Source organism: Microbacterium nanhaiense (assembly GCF_014646015.1).
Lineage (GTDB): Bacteria > Actinomycetota > Actinomycetes > Actinomycetales > Microbacteriaceae > Microbacterium > Microbacterium nanhaiense.
This window is the reverse complement of the sequence record NZ_BMMQ01000011.1, coordinates 52,292-70,932: the sequence shown is the minus strand read 5'-3', so window position 1 is coordinate 70,932 and position 18,641 is coordinate 52,292. Positions and strand designations below refer to the sequence as shown.

11 protein-coding genes are annotated in these 18,641 nt (G+C 69.4%); 7 read left to right on the top strand and 4 right to left on the bottom strand.

Annotated elements, in window-relative coordinates:
- The first annotated feature begins 11 nt into the window (after positions 1-11).
- A complete protein-coding gene (locus tag IEX05_RS14090; protein WP_188702950.1) occupies positions 12-548 on the top strand; it encodes a 2-phosphosulfolactate phosphatase in 537 nt (178 codons plus the stop codon).
- A 266-nt stretch (positions 549-814) separates the two neighbouring features.
- On the opposite strand, the gene IEX05_RS14085 is transcribed toward IEX05_RS14090, so the two are convergent.
- The 4 genes from IEX05_RS14085 to IEX05_RS14070 all read right to left on the bottom strand — a co-directional run bounded on the left by IEX05_RS14085 (position 815) and on the right by IEX05_RS14070 (position 3,708).
- The gene (locus IEX05_RS14085) at positions 815-1,303 is read right to left on the bottom strand and encodes a SprT-like domain-containing protein (RefSeq protein WP_188702949.1); all 489 of its coding nucleotides are present in this window, start codon (positions 1,301-1,303) and stop codon (positions 815-817) included.
- 34 nt (positions 1,304-1,337) lie between these two features.
- Positions 1,338-1,871 (bottom strand): hypothetical protein, encoded by a 534-nt coding sequence (locus tag IEX05_RS14080; protein ID WP_188702946.1) that lies wholly within the window; start codon positions 1,869-1,871, stop codon positions 1,338-1,340.
- A 74-nt stretch (positions 1,872-1,945) separates the two neighbouring features.
- Complete coding sequence (locus tag IEX05_RS14075; RefSeq protein WP_188702944.1) at positions 1,946-2,806, bottom strand: spermidine synthase; 861 nt, start codon at positions 2,804-2,806, stop codon at positions 1,946-1,948.
- Positions 2,806-3,708: a hypothetical protein gene (locus IEX05_RS14070; protein WP_188702941.1), complete on the bottom strand. Its 903-nt coding sequence runs from the start codon at positions 3,706-3,708 to the stop codon at positions 2,806-2,808. The genes IEX05_RS14075 and IEX05_RS14070 overlap by 1 nt, the downstream gene beginning before the upstream one ends.
- 240 nt (positions 3,709-3,948) lie before the next feature.
- On the opposite strand from IEX05_RS14070, the gene rpoB reads away from it, so the two are divergent.
- The 6 genes from rpoB to IEX05_RS14040 all read left to right on the top strand — a co-directional run bounded on the left by rpoB (position 3,949) and on the right by IEX05_RS14040 (position 18,641).
- Positions 3,949-7,443: a DNA-directed RNA polymerase subunit beta gene (gene rpoB / locus IEX05_RS14065; RefSeq protein ID WP_188702939.1), complete on the top strand. Its 3,495-nt coding sequence runs from the start codon at positions 3,949-3,951 to the stop codon at positions 7,441-7,443.
- 42 nt (positions 7,444-7,485) lie between these two features.
- Complete coding sequence (gene rpoC, locus IEX05_RS14060; RefSeq protein ID WP_188702937.1) at positions 7,486-11,361, top strand: DNA-directed RNA polymerase subunit beta'; 3,876 nt, start codon at positions 7,486-7,488, stop codon at positions 11,359-11,361.
- A 122-nt stretch (positions 11,362-11,483) separates the two neighbouring features.
- Positions 11,484-13,280, top strand: coding sequence for a hypothetical protein (locus tag IEX05_RS14055; RefSeq protein WP_188702935.1), 1,797 nt, complete (start codon positions 11,484-11,486; stop codon positions 13,278-13,280).
- A 107-nt stretch (positions 13,281-13,387) separates the two neighbouring features.
- Positions 13,388-14,509: an ABC transporter gene (locus IEX05_RS14050; protein ID WP_188702933.1), complete on the top strand. Its 1,122-nt coding sequence runs from the start codon at positions 13,388-13,390 to the stop codon at positions 14,507-14,509.
- A gap of 115 nt (positions 14,510-14,624) precedes the next feature.
- Positions 14,625-15,089, top strand: coding sequence for a DUF6121 family protein (locus IEX05_RS14045; protein WP_188702931.1), 465 nt, complete (start codon positions 14,625-14,627; stop codon positions 15,087-15,089).
- A gap of 54 nt (positions 15,090-15,143) precedes the next feature.
- Entirely contained in the window at positions 15,144-18,641 is a 3,498-nt protein-coding gene (locus IEX05_RS14040; protein WP_229661342.1) for an ATP-binding cassette domain-containing protein, read from the top strand.

Here is an 18,641-nt window from a genome sequence, read left to right as displayed (position 1 = left end):
AGCCTGGATCCATGACCGACACGCGCTCGCAGTCCACGTATCAGGTTCGCCTCGGCTGGGGTGAGAAGGCCCTCACGCAGCTCGCGTCCTCGGGCATCGTCGTGGTGATCGATGTGTTCGGATCCGCGGAGAAGCTCGCCGCCGACGCGGCGGCGTTGCCGAAGAAGCCCACGGTGTTCATCGGCAACCTCCGCAACGCGTCGGCAACGGCCCAGGCCGTCTTCGACGAGCAAATCGCGCGCGGCGGCCGCACCGCCATCAACCTCGTGCTCGCCGGCGACGACGGATTCTTCGCCGTCGAGGACTACCTCGCCGCCGGCGCCATCGCCGACGGCCTCTCCGCGCGCGGCCTCGACCACTCCGCCCCCGATGTCGCCGTCGCGACGGAGGGCTTCCGCCCGCTGAAGCGCGCGCTCAAGCACCTGCTCTCGGCCAGCGCCTCCGGCCTCGCCCTCGCGGAGGCCGGCCGCCGCGACGAGATCAAGGACGCCGCCGCCCTCGACGCCGAAACCGACCCGATCCGCGTCATCATCGCCGAAGAGGACTGACGCCAAGCGAAACGGCGGCTCCCCGGGGAGCCGCCGTTTTCCGTTCCGGTGACAATTTCTGCTGTTCACGCCTGGTTGAAGAGCAGATTTTGCGACCGGAGCGCGCAGCGCGCGGGCGCGCGCGGGCCCGGATCCGCTGCCGCCGGTCGCAGGACCCGTTCCGGTGACAATATCTGCTGCCCGCGCCGGGTTGAGGAGCCGATTTTGCGACGGGAGCACCCGGCGCTCGCTTCCGGGAGCGGCCCTCGCGAGCGGCGGCGGATCGCCTAGCGGGGTGTCGCCGCGGCGCGGCGGGTTGCGGGGGTGATCTCGCGGCGGCTCCAGCGCAGCAGGAGCGCGGGATCGAAGGTGCGGGAGCACCGCGCGCACGACGATGGACGGCTGGGCCGGCGGTGGCGGTAGGCGAGGTGGCCGTTGGGGCACACGCCGACCCACGGCGCGAGCTCGGTGGCGGTTTCGAGGGCGTGCGTCGCTCCGCCGACGTAGCCGAGCTCGCGCGCGATCTTCTTCCACGCGGGGCCATGCCCCGCGGCCGGGCCGGCGATGGCGTGGGCGACCTCGTGTAGCAGCGTCTGGTGGACGTCGTCGTCCTCGAAGCGCGCCGCGAGGTATCGCGACACGGAGATGCGGCGCTGCGCGAAGTGGCACGCGCCGGCGCGCTTCTTCGCGTTGTCGAACGCGAAGGTCCACGACGGATCGAGGTGCATGCGGATGAGGGCGTGCGCCCACACCGTCACCTTCCGCAGATCAGCCATGCCGCAATCGTAGAAGGGACCACCGACACGCGAACTACGCGAACAGCCCTGTCGCGGTCGAGCCGCGCTTCGACTCGGCGGCCTCGATGAAGGTCATCGTCTGCTCGAGCGTCTCGTCGTCGGCGCCCATCTCCTGGCGGAGGAAGAGCTCGCGCTTGAAGTCGCTCCGGGCCCCCTCGTAGTCGCCTGCGTCGTAGCGGACCTTGCCGCGGTGGGAGTGCGCGAGGGCGGCGATCCGCGGCCACTTCTGGCCGTCGGCCTCCTCGATGCAGGTCGTCAGCTCGGTCTCCGCGCGCGAGAACGCACCGCGCAGGTGGTTGACCGACGCGTGCATGATGCGCGCGTGCAACAGGTCCTTGCGCGTGCCCGACATCCGGGCGAGCCGAACGGCGTGCTCGGCGATCCGGAGGGCGTCGTCGAGCTCTCCGAGCACCTTGTAGAGCCACACCTGCTCGAGCTGCGAGGGAAAACTGCGCTGGCCGGTGATCTCGACGAGGCGGTCGTACACGGCCGAGCGGTCGACGATCTCCTGCAGGGTGTCCTTGTCGTATCCCTGAATGAAGCCCACGCCGAACCCCTTTCGTCTTCGTGCAGATGTCTATCCTGCCTCGTCGCGCCTCGCGGTCGCCTGAGGCACGCGGATCACCGCTCGAAAAGCGAGAGCGACGGCTTGGGCGACGCGGTCGCGTCGGCGTCGTACGACGGCAGCGCGCCGCCGATGAACTGGTCGACCTCGCGCCCCTCGGCGATCTTCGCGGGGTGCGGGCCGGCCGCCATGAGACGCGGAAGCCACTCGGTCGGCAGCGGTGTGGCCGACGCCGCGAAGACGAGGTTGCCGAACCGCCGGCCCTTCAGCACCTGCACCTCCGCGAGGATCGCGAGGTGCGGCAGCACGTGCTGCACGGTGGCGGCCTGCCGGCGCGCGAACTGCAGGCCGGATCCGTCTGCGACGTTCACGAGCAGCACGCCCGTCGGCGAGAGCATCGCGGCCGCTTCGCGGTAGAACTCGACGCTCGTGAGATGCGCGGGCGTCTGCGCGCCGGAGTACACGTCGCTGACGAGCAGGTCGGCGGATCCGCGCAGCGCGGGCGGCATGCGCGTGAGCCCCTCGCGGGCGTCGCCGTAGCGCAGCTTCACCTGCGCGTCGCGCGGCAGGGGCAGGTTCTCGCGGACGAGTTCGACGAGCGGCTGCTCGAGCTCGACGACCTGCTGGCGGGATCCGGGGCGCGTGTGCGCGATGTACCGGGGGATCGTCAGGCCGCCCGCGCCGAGGTGCACGGCGGAGATCGGCCCCTCGGGCAGCTGGTCGATGACGGCGCCCATGCGGGCGACGTACTCGAACGCGAGGTTCGCGGGATCCGCGAGGTCGACGTGCGATTGGGGCGTACCGTCGACGATCACCTCGTAGCCGGATCCGAACTCCGACGGGCGGATCTCGGCGAGGGATCCGCCGCTGAGCCGGGCGGTCGGAAAATCGGCGTCCTTCTGGCGCTGCCGGCCCATCAGCGACCCGTCAGCGAACCGGAAACCGTCAGGCGACCCTCCGACGCGTCGATGGCGACCCCGGTGACGCCGATGGCGTCGTCCTCGGGGCGGAGGGTGCGCCCCGAGAGCCGGCGCAGGTTCGAGCGGAGGGGGAGCAGGATCAGCTTTGACAGCAGGCTGCGGCTCGCGGCGGTCGCGCGGTGGATCGTCAGCGTGCCGTCGGGCGCGACGGACACATCGACGCCGAGCCGGCCGGAGAGCGGGACGAAGAAGATCTTGCCCTTGGCGCCGATCGTCGCGATGACGCGGCCGTCGCCGTTCGGCGTGATCCGGAGCTTGAGGTCCTTCAGAGAGGCCGTCCAGCGCGCGCCGCTCTTGAGCGCCGTGCGCACGGCCTCGGCGATGAGGGCGGCCAGCTCGTCCTGTGCGACCGAGAGGCGGAAGCTGCCGGCCAGGCGGCTCGCGGCGTCGCGCCGGGGCGCGATCGTGCCGTAGAGCTCGCCCTCGTGGCGCACGACGACCCAGTCGACGGGCAGGCTGACCGCGGACACCTCGGCGCGCACCTCGGCGCCGTTGACGGTGAGGGGGTCGGCGCGTAGCTGCACCTCGTCGATGAGCCCGCCGGTGCGCGCGACGATCTCGTCGCGGTCGGGATCCGGGTAGCGCACCTCCTCGTGCCGGGAGGCGACGAGCGCGTCGAAGGTGATCTCGGATCCGGTGTAGTCGGCCCGGACCGACTCGACGTGCGAGCGGCCGGTGAAGGCGGACGAGCTGACGCGGATCCCGGGGGCGCCGTTCTGGCGGACGGTGATGCCGTGTGCGGCCGCGGCCTCGATGAGCTGGACGAGCCCGCTCCTCAGCGTGGTGCCGGACGCGGGCCACGATTTCGTGCTCGACAGGTGCCAGGGCCAGAGGTTCATGCCTCAAGCGTATGGGATGCGCGTTTATACCCGAGAAGAATATGTGAGTCAACTACGAGGCTAGACATCGCGTGTCCGGTCGGGTACCGTGAATAGACGCGCTCAGTGTGTCTTCTTTGCCTTCATATGGTGGTCGGCGGAAGATCGATCCCCGCAAATAGCGGCGCGGATCGGGCGCGCACAACCCTGTCGGCAAGGAATCTACACGATCCCCCTTGGGATCCACGGAGGTCAATTCCCTTGGCTGCTTCGCGCAACGCATCCACTCCCACCACCAAGAACGGACGCGACGCTCAGCGTCTGTCGTTCGCAAAAGTCAACGACGCTCTGACGGTCCCCGACCTTCTCGCGTTGCAGAAGGACTCCTTCGACTGGCTCGTCGGCAACGACGACTGGAAGGCTCAGGTCGCTGAGCAGAAGGCAGCCGGACGCACTGACGTCTCCGAGCGAAGCGGTCTGGAGGAGATCTTCGAGGAGATCTCGCCCATCACCGACCTCGCCGAGACGATGCAGCTGTCGTTCGCGAACCCCTACCTCGAGCCCGAGAAGTACTCGATCGCCGACTGCAAGGACCGCGGCAAGACCTACGCGGCCCCCCTGTACGTCGAGGCCGAGTTCATGAACCACCAGACCGGTGAGATCAAGACTCAGACGGTCTTCATGGGCGACTTCCCGCTGCAGACGCGCGAGGGAACCTTCATCATCAACGGCACCGAGCGCGTCGTCGTCTCGCAGCTCGTGCGCTCGCCCGGTGTCTACTTCGACAAGACGCCCGACAAGACCAGTGACAAGGACGTCGTCTCGGCGCGCGTCATTCCGTCGCGCGGTGCGTGGCTCGAGTTCGAGATCGACAAGCGCGACCAGGTCGGTGTGCGCATCGACCGCAAGCGCAAGCAGTCGGTGACCGTCTTCCTCAAGGCGCTCGGTCTCACGAGCGAGCAGATCCTCGAGGAGTTCGCGGGCATCTCGTCGATCGAGGAGACCCTCGCGAAGGACACGGTCCTCACGCAGGAAGACGCTCTTCGCGACATCTACCGCAAGATCCGTCCGGGCGAGCAGGTCGCGGCCGAGGCCGCGCGTTCGCTTCTCGACAACTTCTACTTCAACCCCAAGCGCTACGACCTCGCGAAGGTCGGCCGCTTCAAGCTGAACCAGAAGCTCGGCCTCGACCGTCCGCTCACCGACTCGGTGCTCACGGTCGAAGACATCGTCGAGACGATCAAGTACATGGTGCGCCTGCACCGCGGCGACACCGAGTTCGAGGGCGTCACGAAGGGCGGCGAGGTCGTCACCAAGCGCATCGACGTCGACGACATCGACAACTTCGGCAACCGCCGCATCCGCGCCGTGGGTGAGCTCATCCAGAACCAGGTCCGCACGGGCCTGAGCCGCATGGAGCGCGTCGTGCGCGAGCGCATGACCACGCAGGACATCGAGGCGATCACGCCGCAGACCCTGATCAACGTGCGCCCCGTCGTGGCCGCGATCAAGGAGTTCTTCGGAACCTCGCAGCTGTCGCAGTTCATGGACCAGAACAACCCGCTCGCGGGCATCACCCACAAGCGCACGCTGTCGGCGCTCGGCCCGGGTGGTCTGTCGCGCGAGCGCGCGGGCGTCGAGGTCCGCGACGTTCACCCGTCGCACTACGGCCGCATGTGCCCGATCGAGACCCCTGAAGGCCCGAACATCGGTCTGATCGGTCGTCTCGCGACCTATGGCCGCATCAACGCCTTCGGCTTCATCGAGACCCCGTACCGTCGCGTCGTCGACGGCAAGGTGACCGACCAGATCGACTACCTGTCGGCCGCCGAGGAGCAGGCCTTCAACGTCGCCCCGGCGACGACGAAGCTCAACGCCGACGGATCCTTCGCCGAGGAGCGCGTTCTTGCGCGCGAGCACGGTGACGACGTCGACCTCATCCCGTCGGAGGACGTCCACTACATGGACGTCTCGCCGCGCCAGATGGTGTCGGTCGGTACGGCGCTGATTCCCTTCCTCGAGCACGACGACGCGAACCGCGCGCTCATGGGCGCGAACATGCAGCGTCAGGCCGTGCCGCTTCTCGAGTCGGAAGCTCCGATCGTCGGAACCGGCATGGAGAAGTTCGCCGCGATCGACTCGGGCGACTCGATCATCGCCGACAAGGCCGGTGTCGTCACCGACGTCACCGCGACCTACGTCACGCTCCAGCTCGACGAGGGCGGCACGCAGAACTTCTTCCTGCGCAAGTTCGACCGCTCGAACCAGGGCAACACCTACAACCAGAAGGTCGCCGTCCGCGTCGGTGACCGCGTCGAGGTCGGCGAGGTCATCGCCGATGGTCCCTCGACGGACAACGGCGAGCTCGCCCTCGGAAAGAACCTCCTCATCGGCTTTATGTCGTGGGAGGGCTACAACTTCGAGGACGCGATCATCCTGAACCAGCGCCTGGTGAAGGAAGACACCCTCACCTCGATCCACATCGAGGAATACGAGATCGACGCGCGCGACACGAAGCTGGGTAAGGAAGAGATCACCCGTGACCTTCCGAACGTCAGCCCCGAGCTGCTGAAGGACCTCGACGAGCGCGGCATCATCCGCATCGGCGCCGAGGTTCGCCCCGGCGACATCCTCGTCGGCAAGGTCACGCCGAAGGGTGAGACCGAGCTCTCGGCCGAGGAGCGTCTGCTCCGCGCGATCTTCAACGAGAAGAGCCGCGAGGTCCGCGACACGTCGCTGAAGGTGCCCCACGGTGAGCAGGGAACCGTCATCGCCGTCAAGGAGTTCGACGCCGAAGAGGGTGACGACGAGCTCGGCTCGGGCGTCAACCGCCGCGTTGTGGTCTACATTGCCCAGAAGCGCAAGATCACCGAGGGCGACAAGCTCGCGGGACGCCACGGAAACAAGGGCGTCATCGCCCGTATCCTCCCCGAAGAGGACATGCCGTTCCTCGAGGACGGTACGCCGCTCGACGTGCTCCTCAACCCGATGGGTATCCCCGGTCGAATGAACTTCGGCCAGGTGCTCGAGGTTCACCTCGGATGGATCGCCCAGCAGGGCTGGAAGATCGAGGGCAACCCCGAGTGGGCGGTCCACATTCCGGAGGAGTACCGCGAGGTCGCCGCCGGAACCCCCGTCGCCACCCCGGTGTTCGACGGTGCGGAAGAGGACGAGGTCCGCGGCCTCCTCGGTTCGACGCTGCCCCGCCCGACGGGCGAGACGGTGGTCGGCGCCGACGGCAAGGCCAACCTGATCGACGGTCGCACCGGTGAGCCGTACCCGTACCCGATCTCGGTCGGCTACATGTACATCCTTAAGCTGCACCACCTCGTGGACGACAAGATCCACGCGCGTTCGACGGGTCCTTACTCGATGATCACGCAGCAGCCGCTCGGTGGTAAGGCGCAGTTCGGTGGACAGCGCTTCGGTGAGATGGAGGTGTGGGCCCTCGAGGCCTACGGTGCCGCTTACGCGCTGCAGGAGCTCCTCACGGTCAAGTCCGACGACATCCTCGGCCGCGTCAAGGTGTACGAGTCGATCGTCAAGGGCGAGAACATCCCGGAGCCGGGCATTCCCGAGTCCTTCAAGGTGCTCATGAAGGAAATGCAGTCGCTCTGCCTGAACGTCGAGGTGCTGGGCGCTGACGGCGAAGTCGTCAGCCTGCGCGACACCGACGACGAGGCCTTCCGCGCCGCGGAGGAGCTGGGCATCAACATCTCGAGCCGATTCGAGTCCGCCTCGATCGACGAGATCTGATCCGCCTGACCGATACACAGATTTCCCACACAGGAGAGTCAATTGCTCGACGCAACTACTTTCGATGAGCTTCGCATCGGTCTGGCCACCGCCGACGACATCCGTCGTTGGTCGTATGGTGAGGTCAAGAAGCCCGAGACCATCAACTACCGCACCCTCAAGCCCGAGAAGGACGGCCTCTTCGGAGAGCAGATCTTCGGCCCGAGCCGCGACTGGGAGTGCGCGTGCGGTAAGTACAAGCGCGTCCGCTTCAAGGGCATCATCTGCGAGCGCTGCGGTGTCGAGGTCACCAAGAGCTCGGTCCGTCGCGAGCGCATGGGCCACCTCGAGCTCGCCGCGCCCGTCACGCACATCTGGTACTTCAAGGGCGTTCCCTCGCGCCTGGGCTACCTGCTCGACATGGCGCCGAAGGACCTCGAGAAGGTCATCTACTTCGCCGCGTACATGGTGATCTCGGTCGACGCCGACGCGCGTCACCGCGACATGCCGACGCACGAGAACAACCTGCGCCTCGAGATCAAGGCGGTCGCCGACCGCCGCGACGCGCGCGTCGCCGCTCGCCTCCAGAAGCTGGAGGAGGAGCTCGCGGCTCTCGAGGCCGAGGGCGCCAAGGCCGACCAGAAGAAGAAGGTCAAGGACGCCGCCGAGAAGGAGATGGCGACCATCCGCAAGCGTGCGGATGAGCAGGTCGCCAAGCTCGAGCGCATGTGGGAGGAATTCCGCACGCTCGAGGTCGGTCAGCTGAAGCCTGAGGACGACGTCTTCCAGGAGCTGCAGGACCGCTTCGGTCAGTACTTCGACGCCCGCATGGGTGCCGAGGCGCTGCAGGTTCGCCTCGCCCAGTTCGACCTCGCGAGCGAGGCCGAGGCGCTTCGCCTGCAGATCTCCGAGGGCAAGGGCCAGCGCAAGATCCGCGCGATCAAGCGCCTGAAGGTCGTCAGCTCGTTCCTCTCGACGGGCATGAGCCCCGCCGCGATGGTGCTCGACGTCGTTCCGGTGATCCCGCCGGAGCTGCGCCCGATGGTTCAGCTCGACGGTGGCCGCTTCGCGACCAGTGACCTGAACGACCTGTACCGCCGCGTCATCAACCGCAACAACCGCCTGCGTCGCCTGCTCGACCTCGGTGCTCCCGAGATCATCGTGAACAACGAGAAGCGCATGCTGCAGGAGGCCGTCGACGCCCTGTTCGACAACGGCCGCCGCGGTCGCCCCGTCACCGGTACCGGCAACCGCGCCCTGAAGTCCCTCAGCGACATGCTGAAGGGTAAGCAGGGTCGTTTCCGCCAGAACCTGCTCGGTAAGCGCGTCGACTACTCGGGCCGTTCGGTCATCGTCGTCGGCCCGCAGCTGAAGCTGCACCAGTGCGGTCTGCCCAAGCAGATGGCCCTGGAGCTGTTCAAGCCGTTCGTCATCAAGCGCCTGATCGACCTCGGTCACTCGCAGAACATCAAGGCGGCCAAGCGCGCCGTCGAGCGCACGCGTCCCGAGGTGTGGGACGTGCTCGACGAGGTCATCCGCGAGCGCCCCGTGTTGCTGAACCGCGCACCTACCCTGCACCGCCTGGGCATCCAGGCCTTCGAGCCGCAGCTCGTCGAGGGTAAGGCCATTCAGCTGCATCCGCTCGTCTGCACCGCGTTCAACGCCGACTTCGACGGCGACCAGATGGCCGTGCACCTTCCCCTCTCGGTGGAGGCGCAGGCCGAGGCACGCACGCTCATGCTCGCCTCGAACAACATCCTGAAGCCGTCGGACGGCCGCCCGGTGACCCTGCCCTCGCAGGACATGATCATCGGTCTGCACCACATCACGACGGTCAAGCAGGGCGAGAAGGGCGAGGGCCGCGTGTTCGGCTCCGTCGAGGAAGCCCAGATGGCGTTCGAGGAGGGCACGCTTCACCTCCAGGCGAAGGCGCGCATCTTCCAGCCGGGTCTCACGTTCCTCGAGGGCGAAGCGCCCGAGGGCTACGACCAGCACGGGCTCGTCGACGCGTCGCTCGGTCAGATGATCTTCAACGGTCAGCTGCCCAAGGGCTACCCGTTCGTGCGCGAGCAGGCCGACAAGGGCAAGCTCTCGCAGATCGTCAACAAGCTGGCCGAGGAGTACCCGAAGGTTGTCACGGCGGAGACGCTCGACAACATTAAGGACGCCGGTTACTACTGGGCCACGCGCTCGGGTGTCACCGTCTCGATGACCGACATCGTCTCGCCGCCCCGCAAGGCCGAGATCATCGCGGAGTACGAGAAGAAGGCCGCGAAGATCACCGCTCAGTACGAGAAGGGCCTGACCACGGCGGCCGAGCGTCGCCAGGAGCTGACGACCCTCTGGACCGAGGCGACCGACGTTCTCCAGCAGGAGATGAAGGCGGCCTTCCCGGAGGACAACACCATCTTCCGCATGGTGTCGTCCGGTGCCCGTGGTAACTGGCTGCAGATCCGTAACATCGCGGCGATCCGTGGTCTGGTGAACAACACCAAGGGTGAGATCATCCCTCGCCCGATCATCTCGTCGTTCCGCGACGGCCTCACCAGCGCCGAGTACTTCATCGCGACGCACGGTGCCCGTAAGGGTCTTGCCGACACGGCTCTGCGTACCGCCGACTCGGGTTACCTCACGCGTCGTCTGGTCGACGTCTCGCAGGACGTCATCATCCGCGAGGAGGACTGCGGCACGAACAAGGGCCTCGAGTACCCGATCGCCGCTCCCGACGCGAACGGTGTCCTCGTCAAGGACGCCAACGTCGAGAACTCGGTGTTCGCTCGCACGCTCGCGACCGACGTCGTGGCCGAGGACGGCACCGTCCTCGCCCAGGCCGGTCAGGACGTGGGCGACCCGCTGATCGACAAGCTCGTCGCCGCGGGCGTGACCGAGATCAAGGTCCGTTCGGTCATGACGTGTGACTCGGCCGTGGGCGTGTGCGCCCACTGCTACGGTCGCTCGCTGGCCACCGGCAACCTGGTCGACATCGGTGAGGCCGTCGGTATCATCGCGGCGCAGTCGATCGGTGAGCCCGGTACCCAGCTGACGATGCGTACCTTCCACACCGGTGGATCCGCGTCGGCAGACGACATCACGCAGGGTCTGCCCCGCGTGCAGGAGCTGTTCGAGGCCCGCACCCCGAAGGGCGCGTCGCCGATCTCGGAGGCCACCGGTCGCGTGACGATCGAGGAGTCCGAGAAGGGCAAGAAGGTCATCGTGACGCCCGACAACGGCGACGAGCAGGTCGTCTACCCGGTGCTGAAGCGCGCGACGCTTCTCGTCGAGGACGGCCAGCACATCGAGGTCGGTCAGCCCCTCCAGGTCGGCACGCTCGACCCGAAGGAGATCATGCGCGTGCAGGGCGCCCGCGAAGTGCAGAAGTACCTCGTGGACGGCGTGCAGGGCGTGTACCGCTCGCAGGGTGTGCCGATCCACGACAAGCACATCGAGGTCATCGTGCGCCAGATGCTGCGCAAGGTGACGGTCGTCGACCACGGCGAAACCGACCTGCTGCCCGGCGAGATGACGGATGCCCGCAACTACCGCGACGTCAACCGCGCCGCCGTTGCTGAGGGCAAGCGTCCCGCGTCGGCCCGTCCGGAGCTCATGGGTATCACGAAGGCGTCGCTTGCGACCGAATCGTGGCTCTCGGCGGCTTCGTTCCAGGAGACCACCCGCGTCCTCACCGAGGCGGCCCTCCAGGGCAAGCGCGACCCGCTGATCGGTCTCAAGGAGAACGTCATCATCGGTAAGCTCATCCCCGCCGGTACCGGCCTCGCGAAGTACCGCGATGTCGAGGTGGAGGCCACGGAAGAGGCGAAGAGCGAGCGGTACCCCAACCGCATCTTCGCGTCGGACGGCGCCTTCGCCGACGGCGAGTACAGCTACGTCGATTTCGACGCGTTCACGACGGACGACTTCACGCCCGGTACCTACAACTGAGGTCCGGCAGCTGAGTCCGCTGTAACCTGAACTCGGCCCCGGGGATCTACGGATCCTCGGGGCCGTTTTCGTGTCTCACCTCGGTGGTATTCTCGTCGCAGCTGCTCGAGCTGGGGGAGAATATGAGCGATTCACCGCGACCTGATGACCACGATCCGCGCGAGAGCGGATCCGTTCCGCCGCCGCCCCCGCCGCCCGCGGATCCGGCCCAGGCGGCCCCGGCCGTGCCCGAGCGTCCGCCGCTCCCGCCGGCGGCCCCGGGCGGATCCGCCGGGCCGGGCGTCGTGCCGCCGGAACCGGTGACGGAGGTGATCCCGCCCGTGCCGGGTCTCGGGTCCGCGGGCGCGCCGGGCGGGTATCCGGCGCCCGGATCCGCGCCGGCCGGCTCCCCGGCGCCCGCCGCGCCGGCGCCGCAGCCCGAGCGGGCCGCGAAGAAGGCGAAGGCGCAGAAGCCGCCGCGCGAGGGCGGCCGGCGGCGCGGGATCCGCTGGCTCATCGGTGGCGGCGTCACGGTCGTCGTCCTGGCGATCCTGGGCGTCGGAGGCTGGTTCGCGTACAGCTGGCTGAACGACACGCGGTTCTCGCCCGAGGCCGCGGCCGAGGCGTATTACGCGAAGCTGACGAGCAGTGATGTCGACGGCGCACTCGCGATGTGGGATCCAGCGGACGACGATGACCCCGCCATCGCGGCGACGGCCGGCGCGTTCGAGCTCGCGCGCGCCGGAGAGGCCGCGATCGACCTGGGCGACGCCGACACCTACGGGCACCGTTCGACGATCGAGGCCGAGTACACCGTCGGCGGGCTCGAGTACCGCCAGGAGATCTCGATGCGGTACTCGGAGCGGGAGTGGCTCATCTTCCCCCGGTGGGAGGTCGACGAGATCGCGAGCTCGTACACGGCGGACGCGCTCGTGTCCGAATACCTGCAGCACCTGACCGACGGACGGGCGTCCGCGGCCATCGACATGCTCCCGCAGGAGCCCGAGGGCAACCAGGTGTTGGTCAACGACGAGATCTACCAGGCCGCGCAGCTGCGGCCCGAGAGCTACGAGATCCAGGGCACCGAGGTCGATGGCACCTTGGCGCGGGTCACCGCGAGCTACACGATGGGCGGCGATCGCTACGCCGACATCGCCTTCACGCTCGAGGCCGAGGACGAGCCGGACGACGAGTACGGAGTCTGGTCGCTCACGGAGGCCCCGCTCGACTACGTGTTGCTGTGGAACGTGGCGGCCGTCGAGACGGTCAACGGCGTCGCGGTCGACCTGTCCTCGGCGGGGTGCGAGGTGTGCTCCGCGGACGACCTCATCAGCACCGTGAACGGCGTCGGCGGCGCGACGGCCGTCCTGCCGGGCAGCTACGCCTTCGCCGCACCGGAGTCGACGGACGCGATCACCTACGGCGACGACCAAGTGCTCACGGTCGGGCACGAGCGGGTCAGCGTCGAGCCCGCCCCGTACGGCGCGGAGTGGGTGGAGTCGGCGTACGGCTACACCGACGAGTTCGTCGCGGGCCTGCTGCAGGGCGTCGTGTCCTTCGACGCCCGCCTCAGCGAGGAGGCGACGGCGCAGGCCGTCGACGCGGTTCGGAAGCAGATCGAGCTGTGCATGCAGAGCGATCAGTTCCAGCCGAAGAACTGCCCGAACACCCTCGAGTACCGCGACCCCGGCTTCTACGCCGTCTCGGACATCGTGCGATCGTGGGCCGAGGAGCCCACGGTGGAGTACGACCCCGCGTCGAGCAGCGTCGTCGTGTCGGGCGGCGAGATGAAGGTCGACTACACGTGGCGCTTCTTCGAGGACGACCCGTGGGAGGCCGACGACGAGACGGTCGCCTCGCCGTTCGGCTACGAGCCCCTGCGGCTGCCGGTGACGGTCGCCGACGACGGCAGCGTCGAGGTCGATCTTTCGCAGCTGTAGGGCGGAATCGAGCGGAGGATCCGCGCGCGTGGCGCGCGGATCCTCCCACCTGCGGCGGGTATTCTTCGGCACAGGGAGATCCCCGCGATCGTTGAGGAGTGCCTGCGATGAGTGACACACAGGGTTCGAAGAACAACGGCGAACGAGACGCCGAACACCTGGACAGTGCCCCCGAAGCGGGCGCACCGAGCGGGCCGGGCACCGCGCCCGCGGTCGACTTCGGCGACGAGCGGGTGGACGACACGCCGCAGGCGGACGCCCCGGAGCGCGACGCCGCCCGGGACGACGAGCCCGCAGACGCCGCGCCGGCCCAGGAGCCCGTCGCGCGCGCGGAGGCGCCGCTCGACGAGGCCCCGTCGGCGTTCCTCGCCGAGGAACCGGAGCGCGAGGACGAGGTCGACTACGAGGCGCTGGCCGCGGAACTCGACCGCCTCGAGGCCGAGACGGCCGCCGCCGCACCCGTGTCGCCGTCGCAGCCGGAGCCCGCGCCCGCGGAGGAGCCGGTCGCGAAGGCGGATCCCTGGTTCGAGCCCGCGAAGACCGAGGTCTTTACGGCGTCGGCCGCCGCGGCGAGCACGCAGGACGAGCCGGCCCCGGCTCCGGCGCCCGCCCCGACGACGGTCGTCGAGGAGCCCGCGGCCGCGCCCGCCCCGATCTTCGTCCAGGCGCCCGAGCCCCCGCGCAAGCGCGGCAACCGCGGCGCGATCGGCCTCATCGGTCTCGTCGCCGCCCTCGTGTACGCCGCGCTCTACGGCACGGCCCTGTACGGTTGGCAGCTCTTCGTCGACCTCGTGCCGGCCATGAACATCGCGCCCGTGCTCGAGCCGGTCGACTTCCTGACCGAGGTGCTGCTGTCGGGCCCCTTCTGGGTCTCGGTCGTGGCGTTCTGGCTGTCGTTCTGGCTGCTGGGCGTGTTCGTGAACCGTGCCCGCTGGTGGTCGTGGGTGGTGCTCGGCCTGTTCGTGGCGCTCCTGACGTACGCCGGCTTCCTCGGCGGCGTGTTCTTCGAGGCGCCGTTCTGGAAGATCACGGGCGCGCAGGGCGTCGACCTCCTGACCAGCACCGCCTTCGCCCCCGTCGGCCTCATCGCCTTCATCATCGCCCGCGAGGTGACGATCTGGTTCGGCGGCTGGGCCTCGCGCCGCGGCGCCAAGATCACGGCCCAGAACAAGGAGGCGCGCGACGAATACGAGCGCGTCATGGCGGAGGGCCCCGCCGCCTCCGCGTAACCCCCTCCCGTTGGTATGACACTTTTGCCCCGTCCCGGCTCCCGGGACGGGGCAAAAGTGTCATATCAACGGCCGTCCCGGTGCCCGCACGAGAGGGGCGCGCGAGAATGGATCCGTGACCGCGCCCGATAAGTTGCCGACGCCCCTGCTCGTCGCCTTCGCGACGATCGGATACCTCGCGCTGCTCGTCGCCGGGCTGGGCGTGGCGAGCGCCGTCGTCGACGACGACATCATCTCCACGCCGGGCGTGAGCCTCGTGGCCGCGTACCTCGCCGCGGGGGTCGCGATCGCGGCGTTCGCGCTCCTGCTCGCGGGGCCCGTCTCGCGCGAGCGCCCGAGCTACTGGGCGGCCGCGTCCACGGCCCTCGGATCCGCGGGGATCTACACGATCGCGCTCGCGATCGCCGCCTTCGTCTCGAGCGGCGATCTGTCGACGACGGGATCCGTGCTGCGCGAGGTGCTCCTCGGCTGGGTGGTGCCGGTGGTGCTCGGATCCGCGCTCGTCGCCGCGTGGGCGGGCATCGCCCTGCGGCGCACGGCCGCGCGCCCGCCGCGCTGGCCGTGGGAGGACGACGAGTAGGGGACGCTCCCGCCGCGGCTTCGTTTGTCCGAGCTCCCCACTACTGTGGAGACAGTGACAGAGCAGACACGTGCGGGCGCTGAGCGCGGCATCACCTGGCGGCGCGTCTCCGGGCCGATCAGCGTGCTCGCCATCATCGCGCTCGCGGTGGCGACCACCGCCCAGGCCATCGCGACGGTCGTCTCCGGGCGGCTCGCCGAACATCCGACGCAGGGCGGCGTGGCTCTGCTCGGTGCGCTCATCGTGGGCGCCGCGCTGATCCAGGTCGTCGCGCAGGTGGGCTGGGCACGCGTCATCGATCGCGCCGCGGGCCGGCTCCGCCGCGACCTCCTGGCGGCCGCCTTCGCGCAACCGCTCCCGGTGCTCGGCGAGCAGGCCGTGGGCGAGATCCTCGACCGCATCGATGACGACACGAACGCCATCAACAACCTCATGCGTCAGCAGTGGTGGGGCATGATGGCGACCGTCCTCGGGGCCGTCCCGCTGTGGGTCGTCGCCGGGACGATGTGGTGGCCGGCGTGGATCGCCATGCCGCTGCTCGTGGCGGTCAACCTGCTCTTCGTCCGCCCGCTGTTCGCGGTCATCGCCCAGCGCAAGGTCGTCAACGAGCAGACCTGGACGGATCACGCCGCGGCCTTCGAAGAGGTCGTCGCCGCCCGCGACGACCTCCGCACGAGCGGTGGCCAGGCCTTCGCGCTGCGCCGCATCACCGACCACGCCCGCGCCATCAACCGCACATTCCGGCACATGGCGACGAAGGAGGCCGAGCTCATCTTCCGCTCGCAGGGCGTGCTGCAGGCCCTGTTCGCGGGCCTGCTCATCGCGGGCGTCGCGATGGTCACCTCCGGCGGCATGGAGCTGCCGCAGCTGATCACGCTCGTCCTCGCCACGACGCTCCTGATCGGCCGCGTCGGCGATCTCGTCAACCAGCTCCCGCAGCTCCAGGAGGGGCTGGGCGCGATCACCCGCGTGAAGCAGATGATGGCCGTCGAGCCCGAGGCCGACGGGGGAGACGAGCTGCCGGCGAGCAGCGGGCTCGCCATCCGCGACCTCTCCTTCTCCTACGCGGAGGGATCCTTCGCGCTGCGGGACATCTCGATCGACGTCCCGGACGGTGAGACGCTCGCCCTCGTCGGCCGCACCGGATCCGGGAAGTCGACGCTCGCCTCGCTCATCCCGCGCGCCGTCGAGCCGCCCGCCGGGACCGTCCTCCTCGGCGGGGTCTGTGTCACGACGCTCGACCTGCAGAAGTTGCGCGGCGCGATCGGCGTGGTCACGCAGCGCACCGAGCTGCTCGCCGGCACGCTCGCCGAGAACATCGCCCTGTTCGCGCCCATCCCGCGCGCGGACATCGAGGCGGCGATCGACGAGCTCGGCCTCGCCGACTGGGTCGCCCGGCTCCCCGAGGGCCTCGACACGCGCCTCGGGCCGGGCGGTGCCGTGCTCTCCGCCGGCGAGGAGCAGCTCGTCGCCTTCTGCCGCCTCCTCGTCCGCGATGTGTCCGTCGTCGTCCTCGACGAGGCCACCGCCCGAATGGATCCGCTCACCGAGCGCCGCGTCGTGCGCGCCTCCGAGCGGCTGCTCGCGGGCCGCACGGGCGTGCTCATCGCGCACCGCCTCACGACCATCGAGCGCGCCGATCACGTCGCGGTGCTCGATCACGGTCGCGTCATCCAGCAGGGCCGATACGCCGACCTCGCCTCGGAACCCGGGCCCTTCCAGGAGCTGCTGGCCGCCTCGAAAGAGCACCACGGCATCGTCGACGGCGACGAGGATCCGCCCACGGCGCCGATCACGGACGCGACGGGGCCCGTCGCGATCGGCGGCGTGCGCCGGCGCACGGCGAAGCCCGAGGTCTTCGAGCCCGAGGACGGACCGGGCCTTGCCCGCGCCGTGCTCAGCGCCTTCCGGCACCGGCCCGGCTGGGGCCTGCTCGGCGTGACGATGTTCCTCGTCATGGCCGCGCTCTCGCCGCAGGGAATCGTGACGAACTGGCTCTGGGGGCGCACGGCCGACGGCCTCGCCGCCGGCGCGGACGTGTGGCCGCTCGTGATCGTCACCTCCGCGATCGCCGTGCTCGTCATGCCCGCCGTGTTCGGCTACGCCGTGAACATCTACCCCCGCTGGTGGGTCTCCTGCCTCACCCGGCACCGCACGCGCGTGCTCGCGGGGCAGCTCGGCGAGCCGCGCCTGCAGGCGACGCCGCCGGGCGAGGTCGTCGCCCGCGCGATGGACGGCGACCGGATCCAGGACTATGCCGACCGGTGGGGCGACCTCGTCTCCGCGATGACGATCGTCGTCCTCTCCGTGCTGCTGTCCGGGTCGTGGCTCGTCGGCGCGCTGCTCGCCAGCGTGCTCGTCTTCTCCGCGGCGTCCAGCTGGGCGGGTCGGCCCGCTGCGGGCCGCTCCGCGAAGCGCGCCGCCGACGCCCGCGTCGAGTTCGGTCGCACCCTCGTCTCGGCGCTCGATGCGGCCCGCACCGTGAAGCTCGCCGCCCGCGTCGAGCCCGTGCGTCAGCACCTGAACGACGTCGACGTGCGCCGCGTCGAGGCGCAGATCCGCGAGCACCGCGTGCAGGCGATCCTCGACGGCGTTCCCGGCATCGTCATCGCCTGCGGCGTGACCTTCTCGTGGGCCATGTACTTCCTCGGCGTGTGGGACCTCGCCACGACGATCCTCGCCTCCGGTAGCATCCTCGGCTTCAGCTGGTACGGCCTCTGCGCCGCCGCCGTGGTGACGAAGGCGCCGGGCGTGCGCGCCTGGCAGGCGGCCACGCAGCGTCTCGCCGGCGGGCAGAGCATCTTCGCGCCGCTCCCCGGCATCGACGAGGTGACCGGAACGGCCCCCGCGCCGGAGCCCGAGCACCGCGATCCGCTCGTCGCGCTCGAGCTGCGCGGTCTCACCGCCGTGCACGCCGACGGCACGATCGGCGTCGAGGGCGTCGACCTCACCGTCGAGAAGGGAGAGCTCATCCTGCTCACGGGCGGGATCGGATCCGGCAAGTCGAGCCTCCTTGCGAGCCTCGCGGGTCTTGTCCCGCACACCGGCGAGCTGCGGTGGAACGGCGCGCCCGTTCGGCAGGGGACCTTCCTCCGGCCGCGTCAGGTCGCCTACGTGGCGCAGGTGCCGCGGGTGCTCTCCGGAACCTTCGACGAGAACATCCGCCTCGACCGCGACCGCGAGATCTCGGACGCCATCCGCATCGCCCGAATGGAGGACGACATCGCGGGCGCCGGAGGGATCCACGCGGCCGTCGGGCACCGTGGCGTGCGGCTGTCTGGCGGCCAGGTGCAGCGCCTGGCCACCGCGCGGGCGCTCGCGACCGACTCCGAGATCCTCCTCGCCGACGACGTATCGAGCGCCCTCGACGCCGCGACCGAGATCGAGCTGTGGCAGGCGCTGCGCGACAAGGGCGTGACGGTGATCGGTTCGACGTCCAAGCGCTCCGCGCTCGCCCGGGCCGACCGCGTCGTGGTCCTCGACGGCGGTCGCGTCGCGTCCGTCGGGCCGTGGCGCGAGCTCGCCCGACGCTGGTCGCACCTCGCGGGCTGA